The sequence below is a fragment of the Microbacterium sp. SLBN-111 genome, from assembly GCF_049739645.1.
Taxonomy (GTDB): domain Bacteria; phylum Actinomycetota; class Actinomycetes; order Actinomycetales; family Microbacteriaceae; genus Microbacterium.
Genome location: NZ_JBMGQH010000001.1, coordinates 389,050 through 401,377 on the forward strand (window position 1 = coordinate 389,050; position 12,328 = coordinate 401,377).

The window sequence follows — 12,328 nt, forward strand, 5'->3', positions numbered from 1 at the left end:
AATACAGCGCGGGCTTCTCGCCGTCACCCGTCGGTTCAGCCGCCCGCGGCCAACCATCCCGAGGCGGTGAGCGCCAGCGCCACGGCACCCATGACGGTCGAGCGCTCGGCGAGGGCACCGCGCACGATCTCGGGCGGAGTCGCCGCCTCGGGGAGGAGCCCCCGCCGCAGGGCCCGCGCGAACGGCTCGAGTACCGCATCGCCGGCATCGGCCATCGCGCCGACGACGATCACGCGCTGTGGCGCGAAGAGCAGGCACGCGCGCGAGGCAGCGTCCCCGACGAGTTCGGCCGCGTCGCCGACGATGCGGGTCGTGCGGGCGTCCCCGGCCTGCGTGGCCCGCAGGACGTCGCCGAGCTCGACCGCCTCGTTCCCTCCGGCCACCGCGGCCAGCAGAGCGGGTATCGAGGCGAACGTGTCGAGGCATCCGCGCTTCCCGCAGCGGCAGACCGCCCCCTCGGCGGCGACGGCGAAGTGCCCGATCTCCCCCGATCCCGCTCCGCCGATGAGGCGGTCGCGCACGATGAGTCCCGCGCCGATCCCGCTGTGGAACTTCACGGTCAGCGAGTCCGCCACGTCACGACCCGCCCCGAACGTGTGCTCACCGAGCGCCGCGAGATTCGCGTCGTTCTCGATGACGGTGTGCACGCCGAATGTCTCGGTCAGCTCGACGCCGGTGGTCTCGGCCCAGCCGGGCAGGACCGAGGAGCCGATGACCCGCTGGCCGCCGGAATCGATCGGACCGGGAAGGGCCACCCCCACGGTGACCACCTCCCCCTGCCCCGCGGGCAGGGCAGCAGACGCCTCACGGTAGAGCCGCGCGGCCACCGTGAGTCCCTCGTCGCTGGAGTAGCGCTCGGCGAGCCGGCTCTCACGCGTCACGAGGACGCGGGCATGCAGATCGCAGATGGCCACCCGGACGGTACGGAACCCGAAGTCGACACCGGCCACCGAGGCCAAGGACGGGTCGATGGCGAGCCCGCGACCCCGCGGGCCCGTGCGCACCGACTGCTCAGCGAGTTCTTCCGCCTCGCTCAGCACTCCTTCCGAGGCGAGCGTCTTGGTCACCGCGGTGATCGTCGAGGCGGCGAGGCCGGTGGCGCGCGCGAGGTCGGCCCGACTGAGCGGCCCGTGGTCGCGCACCGCGGCGAGGACGCGATACCTGGTACTGGCCGCATCGTCTCCGGCGACGTCGGCGAAGGTTCTCATGACGGAAACATAACGGCAGAGTCGGCGGCACGCCAGCGGAAAACTTCACCAAATGAAGACCCGAGCACGAATGTGTCCAAATCTTTGCTTGACATGTTCTCCCGGTGAAGGATTTACTGAGCCTCGCCCCGACGGAACACCCGTCTCGCCGGTGGCACACCGACGTGTCATCGATCATCCGGGAGGCCCGAATGACCACGCTTCCGCCGAGCCTCGAGCTGCGCGGCATCACCAAGCGCTTCGGCCATGTCGCCGCCCTGAGCGACGTGCACCTGGCCGCCTACGCCGGTCAGATCCTGGCCGTCGTCGGCGACAACGGCGCGGGGAAGTCCAGTCTCATCCGCACCATCAGCGGCGTGTATCGACCCGACGAGGGAACCGTGCGCGTCGACGGGAGAGATCAGGTCTTCGCGAATCCGGCTGCGGCGCGCGCCGCCGGCGTCGCCACCGTCTTCCAGGACCTCGCCCTCGTGGAGGTGCTCGACGTCGCCACCAACATGTTCATCGGGCAGTATCCCCGTCGGGGTCCGTTCGTCCGCCGCCGTGCGATGGAACGCCAGACGCGGGCCTTCCTCGACGAGCTCGGCGTCTCCGTCGCCTCGGTGCGGACCGAGATCGGGATGCTCTCGGGCGGGCAACGACAGATCGTCGCGATCGCGCGCGCCATGCGCACGGGCGGCCGGATCGTGCTGCTCGACGAACCCACCGCCGCCCTGGGCGTTCGCGAGACGGCGCAGGCCGCGGACATGATCCGCACCCTGCGCGATCGCGGCAACACCGTCATCATCGTCAGCCACGACATGTCCCTCGTGTTCGATCTCGCCGATCGCATCCAGGTCATGCGACTCGGGCGCGTGGCCGGAGTCCGCGAACGGACCCACACCTCGCGCGACGAGATCATCGGCCTCATCACCGGCGCCGTCACCGGTGACGAAACGCCCGCCGCACCGGCAGGCACCACTCCCTGACGCACTCCCGAACACCCGAAACGGCGGCGACTCCCCTCGCCGCCTCATACGAACGACAGAGAGGTCCTCGCATGTTCTCCACCCCCGTACGCCGCGCCTCCGCCGCGGTCTTGACCGCCTCCGCCCTCGCCGCCGCCCTCACCGGCTGCGGCGCGCTCTCCGGCGGTTCCATCGCCGCCTCGCCGGACGCGTCGGGCGCGTTGCGCGAGGTCAAGACCATCACGTACGTCAACCCCGCCCCCTTCTACCCGGCATTCGACGACGTCGGCCGGTGCTTCGAAGACGCCGCGAAGGCGAACGGCTGGACTCCGGTGGAGGTCGGCACCTCGGGCAGCGCCGTCGACAACCAGGGCGCCATCGACCTCATCTCGCAGGCCATCGCCAACGGCACGGACGCGCTCGTCGTGTTCCCCACGATCCCCGAGCTCTTCACGCCCGTGATCCAGCAGGCGCGCAGCGCCGGGATCTACGTGGTCGCGCAGAACGCCGGAGACCCGAGCACCGGTCAGCAGACGCAGGTCGGGACGGATGCCAAGCAACTCGGCGCCCTGATCGCCGAGGGGCTGGGCAAGACGAACCCGTCGGCCAAGGTCGGCATCCTGTCGGGATCGGCGAGCACGACCCCCCACGTGCAGGAGATCGAGGGCTTCACCGAAGACGCCAAGAAGAACTTCCCCGACATGAGCGTCGTCGCCAGCGACTACACCAACGGCGACCCGACGAAGGCCCCCGAGCTCTTCAGCAACATGCTCACGGCCCACCCCGAGATCACGGCGCTGTTCCCGATCGAGGGCACCTCCGTCGCCGCGGCGATCACCGCGGTCAAGGAGCGCGGACTGACCGGAAAGGTCCAGGTCGTCGCGAACGACCTCACCGCCGATCACCGCGCGGCGATCGAGGACGGCACGCTCCTCGGCGTGGGCGAACAGGGGTGGTGCGAGGCGGGCACCAAGTCCGTTCAGGCGGTCAAGGACCTCTCCGAGGGGAAGACCCTCCCGGACTTCATCGCCACGACCAGCACCTTCTACGACAAGTCCAACCTGCCCGCCCAGTGATCGACCGCGGGGCCCGGCCAACGCCGGGCCCCGCCTGGAGAGAGCGAACCACCCGTGAAGAACGTCCTTCGACGCATCGCCGCCGCCCCGCAGCTGGGCTTGATCGTCATCATCGTCCTCCTCATCCTGATCGCGCAGTCGGCGAATCCCCAGGCGCTCGCGCCGGCGAACATCGTGGAGATCCTGCGCTCCAGCGCGCTGTATTTCATCGGGGCCAGCGCCGCCACGCTCGTCCTCGTCGGTGGCGGCCTCGACCTCTCGATCGGTTCGCTCTTCGCCGTGGGCGGAGTGTCCGCGGGGATCGCGATGAACGCGGGCGTGCCCTGGCCGCTGGCGATCCTCCTCGCCCTACTGGTGTGCGGCGTCCTGGGTCTGGTCAACGCCGCGCTCATCACCTGGGTGGGGGTTCCTCCCTTCATCGCCACGCTGGGCATGCTCTTCGCCGCGAGCGGCGTGGTCGTCGTCACCACCGGCGGCGTTCCCCGATTCGGCTTCCCCACCGGGTTCACCGACCTCGCGCAGCTGAACCTCTTCGGCATCCCGCTCCTGGTCTTCTACGCGGTGGCGATCGGTGTGCTCGCGCACGTCGTCCTGCAGCACACGGTCTTCGGCTACAACATCCGCGCGTTCGGCGGCAGCGCCACCGCGGCACGGGCCAACGGCATCCGCGCATCCCGCATGAACATCTCGCTCTACGTGATCAGCGCCGTCGTCGCCGGCCTGTGCGGGGTGCTGCTGGCCTCCCGCGTCGCAACGGCCGATCCCGGCGCCGGCGGCACCGGGTTCGCCTTCCAGGTGCTGGCGGCGGTCATCATCGGGGGGACCAGCCTGTTCGGCGGCGTCGGCACGATCACCGGCACCGCACTGGGAGCGCTGTTGTTCGCCGTGATCAACAACTCCCTGGCCCTGACGAACACGAACCCGCAGTGGCAGAACGTCGCGACGGGCGTCATCCTCGTCACCGCCGTCGCCGTCGACCACCTGCGTCGCAAGCGCCGCTTCGCGGTGCGCTCGGCGTGACCGCCGCCCTCGAACCGATCACGGAAGGACCGCTCATGACCGTGTCACCGCCCCGGCACACCCCCGAGGCGCTCGAGGAGTTCGCCGACCCGAACAGGGTGTCGGCCCGGTTCGTGCACCCCGCCCGTCAGCCCTTCGTCCAGCGCGCGGGAGTCGATGCGGAAGGCGCGGCGCCCTTCGCGGCCGCGCTGGCGGGAATCAACGCGTCCGTTCTCGCCGCCTACGAGAGCGCCTTCGCGGCCGACGTCGAGCGGTCGGCGGCGCTCATCGACGCACGCTTCGCCTCCAGCCTCCCCTTCGCGGCGGGAGACCGGATCCTGGCGCTCGGAGACTCGATCACCGACGATTCCCTGTCCTGGGCGTTCCACCTGCAGGCGTATCTCGACCGTCACCGTCCGGCCGACGGGATCCGCGTGATCAACGCGGGCATCACGGGCAATACGACACAGGAGGCTCTCGCGCGCATCGATCGCATCGCCGCCGAACGTCCCACGTGGGTGATCCAGATGCTGGGAACGAACGACGCGCGCCGCCACGGGCGCATCGGCGCACGCATGCAGTCGATCGACGAGACCCGCCGCAATCTCCGGCTGCTCGCCGAACTCATCGCGACGGAGACGGATGCCGAATACGTCTGCCTCACCCCGCCGCCGGTCGTCGAAAGCGACGCCGACGCGTGGGCGCCCTTCCGCGACGAGCGGATCACATGGCGCGAAGCCGACGTGGCCGAGATCGCCGACGCCGTCCGGGCACATCCGGGTCACGTGGTCGACGTCCACACCAGCCTCCGCGACGCCCCCGTCGGATGGCTGCTGCCCGACGGCGTCCACCCGACCCTCGTGGGTCAGCGCCTCATCGTCGAGACCGTGCTGAAGGCGCTGGCGGCACCGCCGCGCTGACGCCGACCTATACTCGATCCCGTCAGGCGCACGGGGTCGTGCGTCGCTGCTCGAAAAAGGGGCACGTAGCGCACGACGAGCGCGAGACACATACGGCATCCATTCCGTCCGTCTCGAAAGGCTCGCTTCGCCATGCCCACCGTCTCCGCGCACGTCGCGCACACCCTCGCCCGCCACATCGACACCGTCTTCGGGGTCATGGGCAACGGCAACGCCTACTTCCTCGACGCCCTCGGTCGCGACACGGCGTCCGGCTTCGTCGCCGTCCGGCACGAAGCAGCCGGGGTCGTCGCCGCCGACGCGCACTACCGCGCGAGCGGGCGCCTCGCCGCCGCCACCGCCACCTACGGCGCCGGGTTCACGAACACGCTCACCGCCCTCGCCGAAGCCGTGCAGGCCCGGACTCCGCTCGTCCTCATCGTCGGCGACGAGCCCACCTCGGGCCCGCGGCCGTGGGGCGTCGACCAGATCGCGCTCGCGGCCGGAGTCGGCGCGCGCACCTACACCGTCGGGCATCGCGACGCCGCCGCCACCGTCGTCATCGCGATCGAGCACGCCCTCACGTACCGGCTGCCGGTGGTCCTCGGCATCCCGTACGACGTCGCGACGCGCGAAGCGGGACCGGTGACGGATGCCGCGGCCCCGCGGATCACGCCGGAGCACCCGCCCCTCGGCCCCTACGCGGACGGCGTGATCGACACGATCGTCGACGCCCTGGCGACCGCCGAACGTCCGCTGCTGCTCGGCGGGCGCGGTGCCTGGCTCGCCGGGGCCGGACCCGCGCTGGGGGAACTCGCGGCCCTGACCGGTGGCCCTCACGACCACCACGGCGCTCGGCCGCGGGCTGTTCCCCGACGGCGAGCGCGACCTCGGCGTCGCCGGCGGTTTCGGCGCTCCGGGCGCGATGCGGCTCGTGCGGGACGCCGATGTCGCCGTCGTCTTCGGCGCCCGACTCAATCAGTTCACGATGCGATTCGGCGAACTGTTCGCACCGGGCACGCGGGTGTTCCAGGTCGACCTCTCCCCCACCGCGACCCACCCGCATGTCGGTGGGTACGTCCGCGGCGACGCGGCCGAGGTGGCCGGCGAGATCGTGCGGCGCCTGCGCGCCCGCGGCTCCGCGCCCTCGACGTGGGGTTCCGGGCTCGATCTCGAGGCCGCCCGTCGGCAGGCGCCCGGCGAGGGCGTCGGACCGGACGGACGACTCGACCCCCGCACGGCGGCGGCGCGCATCGCCGAGCTCCTCCCCGAGGATCGCGTCGTGGTGTCGGACGGCGGACACTTCCTCGGCTGGTCGAACATGTACTGGCCCGTGGCCTCCCCCGACCGCAACCTCATGGTCGGCACCGCGTACCAGTCGATCGGCCTGGGCTTCCCCAGCGTGCCCGGAGCAGCCGTCGCCCGGCCGGAGTCGACGATCGTGCTGACCACGGGCGACGGCGGCGGTCTCATGGCGATCGCCGACCTGGAGACCGCGATCCGCGTCGCGCGCGGCCGCGGCGTCGCCGTCGTGTGGAACGACGCGCAGTACGGAGCCGAGGTCCTCAACTACGGCAAGAAGGGACTGCACCCCGACCCGATGCTCATCCCCGAGGTCGACTTCGCCGCCGTCGCGCGCGGCCTCGGCGCGGAGGGCGTGGTCGTCCGGGATGCCGACGACCTCGAGGCCCTGGCATCCTGGGCCTCCCGCGATGCCGAGGATCGGCCGTTCCTGCTCCTGGACCTGCGAGTGAGCGCGGCGGTCGTGGCGCCGTTCTGGGAGGAGATCGCCGCGCAGTGACGGAGCCTGACGACCCTCGTCCCACTTTTTGCTGTCGCGGGGCCGCCTGAGCGGCACGTTCTGGGACATGATCTGTCAGAAGTGGGACGAGGGTCGCCCCGCACGACGCAAGGCCCCGCCGCGCACGAAACGCAAAGGCCCCGCCGCGCAGGTGCGGCGGGGCCGGTGCACAGGCCTCAGACCTTCGCGAGGCCGCGGATCGGGCTCTGCTCCTGCTCCGCCTCGTGGTCCGGACCCAGCGGGATGCCACTGCGATCGCGCAGCACGAGCGTCGCGAGCAGACCGACCACCGTCATCCCCGCGAGGTACCAGGTGACCGACATCGTCGTGCCCGTGGCCTTGACGAGCGCCTCCGCGATCGTCGGGGCGAACGCTCCGCCCAGGATCGCCCCGATCGCGTACGAGATCGAGACCCCGGAGAAGCGGATGGATGCCGGGAACAGCTCGGCGTACAGCGCCGCCTGCGGACCGTAGGTGAGGCCGAGACCGACCGTGAGGACGACGAGCGCGAGGGTCAGCAGACCGATGCTGCCGGTGTTCACGAGCGGGAACAGCAGGAAGACGCCGACGAGCTGGGCGGCCCAGCCCAGGAGGTACGTGTTGCGGCGGCCGATCTTGTCGCCGATCCACCCGCCGAGCCACGTGAACACGAGCCACGACACCGCCGAGAGGGTCACCGCGCCGAGCACGTCGGCGGTCGCGAGACCGATCGGACCGTTCGGGTTGGTCGCGTACCGCTGGATGTAGCCGCCCGTGGTCATGTAGCCGACGGCGTTGTTGCCGGCGAACACGAGCGCGGCGACGAGCACGAGCAGCGCGTGCTTGCGGAACAGCTGCACGATCGGCATCCGGGTCTTCTCCTTGCGCTCGGCGAGCTCGAGGAACACGGGGCTCTCCTCGACCTTCTTGCGCACGTAGTAGCCCACGAGGATCAGCACGAACGACAGCAGGAACGGCACGCGCCAACCCCACGCGAGGAACGCGTCGCCGGGAGCGATCAACGCCATGAGCGCGAGCATGCCGCTCGCGAGCAGCAGGCCGAGCGGGACGCCGAGCTGCGGCGAGGCACCGAACAGGCTCCGCTTGGTCTTGGGCGCGTGCTCGACGGCCATGAGCACGGCACCGCCCCACTCTCCACCGGCAGAGATACCCTGCAGCACGCGCAGCAGGATCAGCAGCACCGGGGCGGCGACGCCGATGACCTCGTACGTAGGCAGCACGCCGATGAGCGTGGTCGAGGCCCCCATGAGGATCAGCGTCAGCATGAGCACGACCCGGCGGCCGTACTTGTCACCCAGGTGCCCGGCCAGGAACGCGCCGAGCGGGCGGAACAGGAAGCTCAGACCCACCGTCAAGAAGGACAGGATCTGGGCGATCCCCTGACCCGCAGGGGCGAAGAACAGCTGGCCGAACACCAGGCCCGCCGCCGAGGCGTAGAGGAAGAAGTCGTACCACTCGACGGTGGTGCCGACCACGGTGGCGAAGACGACGCGGCGCCGGTCGCCGGTCGTCGAGATCGTGCCGGTGGGCGTGAAGCCCGGGGATGAGGGGCGAGACATGGGGACTCCTTCGTGACGTCGTCGTCGACTCACCGCTTCGCCGTCGACGCCGACGGTGCGAGTTGCGGGAGCGTTTCTGGATCATATACGATTTCGAATACGACGCAAGGGAGCTTCATGACCACCACCGACCCCCGCTTCGCCGTCCTGGGCGCCCGGCCGGGAAAGATCGTCGCGGTCCACCTCTCGTACTCCTCGCGCGCCGACCAGCGCGGTCGCCGGCCCGCCGCGCCCTCGTACTTCTTCAAGCCGTCCAGCTCGCTCGCCCCCTCGGGCGCCGAGATCGAGCGGCCCGCCGGCACCGAGCTGCTCGCGTTCGAGGGCGAGATCGCGCTCGTCATCGGCGAGCCCGCGCGATGGGTGGGCCCCGACGACGCCTGGAGGCACGTGGCATCCCTCACCGCCGCGAACGACTTCGGGCTCTACGATCTCCGCGCGAACGACAAGGGCTCGAACGTCCGATCCAAGGGCGGCGACGGCTACACGCCTCTCGGCCCCGCGCTGCTGGACGCGCGCTCGGTCGACCCGGCCGCGGTGCGCCTGCGGACGTGGGTCAACGGCGAGCTGGTGCAGGACGACTCCACCGCGGGCCTCCTCTTCCCCCTCGCGCAGATCGTCGCCGACCTGTCGCAGCACTTCACGCTCGAGAGCGGTGACGTGATCCTCATGGGCACGCCCGCGGGGTCGAGCGTGGTCGTGCCGGGCGACGTCGTCGAGGTGCAGGTGGAGGCCGGGACCCAGTCGACCGGCCGGCTCCGCACGACCGTGACCCAGGGCACACGACCCTTCGACGCCGCCCTCGGCTCCCTCCCCGCGGTCGACGACACGCAGCGGCTTGAGGCGTGGGGTTCCGCCGAGGCGGCGGGCCTGGCGCCGGCCCCCGCCCTCACGCCCGAACTCCGCGCGAAGCTCGAACGCGTTCCGGTCGCGGGACTCAGCGCGCAGTTGCGCAAGAGCGGGCTCGACGACGTCACGATCGACGGCGTGCACGCTCTGACCCCCGGCAGTCGGTTCGTCGGCACCGCGCGGACGCTCCGCTTCCTCCCCCACCGCGAAGACCTGTTCGCCGCGCGCGGCGGCGGCTACAACGCCCAGAAGCGCGCGTTCGACGCGGTCGGCACGGGCGAGGTCATCGTCATCGAGGCGCGCGGCGAGACCGGGTCCGGAACGCTCGGCGACATCCTCGCGCTCCGCGCCCACGCGCGCGGTGCGGCGGCGATCGTCACCGACGGCGGCGTCCGGGATGCCGAAGCGGTGGCGGCGGTCGGCATCCCGGTGTTCTCCGCCGGCGCCCACCCCGCCGTCCTCGGCCGTCGGCACGTGCCGTGGGAGACCGACGTCGCGATCGGCTGCGGCGGCACCACGGTCGAACCCGGCGACATCCTGGTCGGCGACGGGGACGGCGTCATCGTGATCCCGCCGAACCTCGCCGAGGAGGTCGCCGACGCCGCCCTCGCGCAAGAAGAAGAGGACGCGTGGGTCGCCCGCCAGGTGGCATCCGGTCACCCCGTCGACGGACTCTTCCCGATGAACGCCGCCTGGCGTGCGCGCTACGAAGCCGAGAGGAACGCCTAATGGATGCCATGACCCCCGCCGCCACGACCCCGGCGAGCACGACCGCGGCGAACGCGCAGAGCAAGTCGCAGCAGGCGTACCACTGGATCAAGGAGCGGATCGCGGCCCAGGAGTTCACCCCCGGCTACCGGCTCGTGCTCGGCACGATCGCGGGTGACCTCGACATGAGCGTCGTTCCGGTGCGCGAGGCGATCCGCCAGCTCGAGGCCGAGGGGCTCGTGACGTTCGAACGCAACGTCGGCGCGCGCGTGTCGATGGTCGACGACTCGCAGTACCGGTTCAGCATGCAGTCGCTGAGCATCCTCGAGGGCGCGGCCACCGCGCTGTCGGCGCGCGCCCTCACGACCGAGGACGTCCGCCACGCGCGACGCATCAACGAGCTGATGGTCGAGACGCTCGACCACTTCGACCCGCGGGCCTTCACCGCGCTGAACCAGGAGTTCCACGCGACCCTGTTCGAGAAGTGCGCGAATCCGCGCATGCTCGACCTCGTCCGCGCGGAATGGGCGCGCCTGGGGCACCTGCGCGACTCCACTTTCAGCTTCGTGCCCGGTCGCGCCGCCGAGTCGGTGCGCGAGCACGAGAACATCCTCGTCCTGATCGAGAACGGCGCCCCGCTCGCCGAGATCGAGAAGACGGCCCGGCGACACCGGTCCGCGACCCTCGACGCCTATCTCATCCACGAGCACCCCGACGAGTCGCTCGGCCTTCCGGCTTTCTGAACCGGATGCCACCGGCATCCCTCCCCTCCATCGAAGGAGCACCCATGACCCGCCGCACCCCGGCAGACCTGCCCGCGCGCATCCAGCACTACATCGGCGGCGCGTTCGTCGACTCGATCGACGGCGACGAGTTCGACGTGCTCGACCCCGTGACGAACGAGACCTACGTCCGCGCCGCGGCCGGCAAGAAGGCCGACATCGACGCCGCCGTCGCCGCCGCCCGCGCGGCGTTCACCGAGGGTCCGTGGCCGCGCATGCTGCCCCGCGAACGCTCGCGCGTGCTGCACCGCATCGCCGACCTCGTCGAGTCGCGCGACGCGCGACTGGCGGAGCTGGAGTCCTTCGACTCGGGCCTGCCGATCACGCAGGCCCTCGGGCAGGCCCGCCGCGCGGCCGAGAACTTCCGGTTCTTCGCCGACCTGATCGTGGCGCAGACCGACGACGCCTTCAAGGTGCCGGGACGCCAGCTCAATTACGTCAACCGCAAGCCGATCGGCGTGGCCGGACTCATCACGCCGTGGAACACGCCGTTCATGCTCGAGTCGTGGAAGCTCGCCCCTGCGCTCGCCACGGGCAACACGGTCGTGCTGAAGCCCGCCGAGTTCACGCCGCTGTCGGCATCCCTGTGGGCCGCGATCTTCGAGGAGGCGGGGCTGCCGGAGGGCGTGTTCAACCTCGTCAACGGTCTCGGCGAGGACGCCGGCGACGCGCTCGTGAAGCACCCCGACGTGCCGCTCATCTCGTTCACCGGCGAGAGCCGCACCGGGCAGATCATCTTCGCCAACGCCGCCCCGTTCCTGAAGGGCCTGTCGATGGAGCTCGGCGGCAAGAGCCCGGCGATCGTCTTCGCGGACGCCGACCTGGATGCCGCGATCGACGCCACCATCTTCGGCGTCTTCTCGCTCAACGGCGAGCGCTGCACCGCGGGGAGCCGCATCCTCGTGCAGCGGGCCGTGTACGACGAGTTCGTGGAGCGGTACGCCGCGCAGGCCGACCGGGTGAAGGTCGGATACCCCGACGACCCCGCGACCGAGGTCGGGGCTCTCGTGCACCCCGAGCACTACGCGAAGGTCATGTCGTACGTCGAGCTCGGCAAGACCGAGGGGCGCCTCGTCGCCGGCGGCGGCCGCCCCGACGACTTCCCGGAGGGGAACTTCGTCCGTCCCACGGTGTTCGCCGACGTCGCGCCCGACGCCCGCATCTTCCAGGAGGAGATCTTCGGCCCGGTCGTCGCCATCACGCCCTTCGACACCGACGAAGAGGCCCTGGCCCTGGCGAACGACACGAAGTACGGCCTCGCCGCCTACGTCTGGACCAACGACCTGAAGCGCGCGCACCTGTTCGCGCAGAACGTCGAGGCCGGCATGGTGTGGCTGAACAGCAACAACGTCCGCGACCTCCGCACCCCGTTCGGCGGCGTGAAGGCGTCCGGCCTCGGCCACGAGGGCGGATACCGCTCGATCGACTTCTACACCGACCAGCAGGCCGTGCACATCACGCTCGGTCCCGCCCACAACCCCACCTTCGGCAAGGGAGCCTGAG

The 12,328-nt window shown here is 71.0% G+C and carries 9 protein-coding genes and 1 pseudogene; 8 read left to right on the top strand and 2 right to left on the bottom strand.

Annotated elements, in window-relative coordinates; all coding sequences use genetic code 11:
* Window positions 1–35 precede the first annotated feature (35 nt).
* Entirely contained in the window at window positions 36–1,208 is a 1,173-nt protein-coding gene (locus RKD05_RS01805; protein ID WP_424707654.1) for an ROK family transcriptional regulator, read from the bottom strand.
* A 191-nt stretch (window positions 1,209–1,399) separates the two neighbouring features.
* Between RKD05_RS01805 and RKD05_RS01810 the strand changes: the two genes are divergently transcribed.
* From RKD05_RS01810 to RKD05_RS01830, 5 genes and pseudogenes are all read left to right on the top strand, one after another.
* Complete coding sequence (locus tag RKD05_RS01810; protein ID WP_424707656.1) at window positions 1,400–2,176, top strand: ATP-binding cassette domain-containing protein; 777 nt, start codon at window positions 1,400–1,402, stop codon at window positions 2,174–2,176.
* 71 nt (window positions 2,177–2,247) lie between these two features.
* Window positions 2,248–3,231, top strand: a complete 984-nt coding sequence (locus RKD05_RS01815) for a sugar ABC transporter substrate-binding protein (RefSeq protein WP_424707657.1) — start codon at window positions 2,248–2,250, stop codon at window positions 3,229–3,231.
* Between the two features lie 54 nt (window positions 3,232–3,285).
* The gene (locus RKD05_RS01820) at window positions 3,286–4,251 is read left to right on the top strand and encodes an ABC transporter permease (protein ID WP_424707659.1); all 966 of its coding nucleotides are present in this window, start codon (window positions 3,286–3,288) and stop codon (window positions 4,249–4,251) included.
* Between the two features lie 35 nt (window positions 4,252–4,286).
* The gene (locus RKD05_RS01825; RefSeq protein WP_424707660.1) at window positions 4,287–5,150 is read left to right on the top strand and encodes an SGNH/GDSL hydrolase family protein; all 864 of its coding nucleotides are present in this window, start codon (window positions 4,287–4,289) and stop codon (window positions 5,148–5,150) included.
* A gap of 132 nt (window positions 5,151–5,282) precedes the next feature.
* Window positions 5,283–6,930: pseudogene (locus RKD05_RS01830) on the top strand (thiamine pyrophosphate-binding protein).
* Between the two features lie 176 nt (window positions 6,931–7,106).
* Here RKD05_RS01830 and RKD05_RS01835 read toward each other — a convergent pair.
* The gene (locus RKD05_RS01835; RefSeq protein ID WP_424707662.1) at window positions 7,107–8,489 is read right to left on the bottom strand and encodes an MFS transporter; all 1,383 of its coding nucleotides are present in this window, start codon (window positions 8,487–8,489) and stop codon (window positions 7,107–7,109) included.
* Window positions 8,490–8,606: 117 nt separating this feature from the next.
* Between RKD05_RS01835 and RKD05_RS01840 the strand changes: the two genes are divergently transcribed.
* From RKD05_RS01840 to hpaE, 3 genes are read left to right on the top strand one after another with little or no spacing between them, the layout of a single operon-like run.
* Window positions 8,607–10,064 (top strand): fumarylacetoacetate hydrolase family protein, encoded by a 1,458-nt coding sequence (locus RKD05_RS01840; protein WP_424707663.1) that lies wholly within the window; start codon window positions 8,607–8,609, stop codon window positions 10,062–10,064.
* Complete coding sequence (locus RKD05_RS01845) at window positions 10,064–10,786, top strand: GntR family transcriptional regulator (protein WP_424707665.1); 723 nt, start codon at window positions 10,064–10,066, stop codon at window positions 10,784–10,786. The genes RKD05_RS01840 and RKD05_RS01845 overlap by 1 nt, the downstream gene beginning before the upstream one ends.
* Window positions 10,787–10,830: 44 nt before the next feature.
* A complete protein-coding gene (gene hpaE / locus RKD05_RS01850; RefSeq protein WP_424707666.1) occupies window positions 10,831–12,327 on the top strand; it encodes a 5-carboxymethyl-2-hydroxymuconate semialdehyde dehydrogenase in 1,497 nt (498 codons plus the stop codon).
* The last annotated feature ends 1 nt before the right edge of the window (window position 12,328 follow it).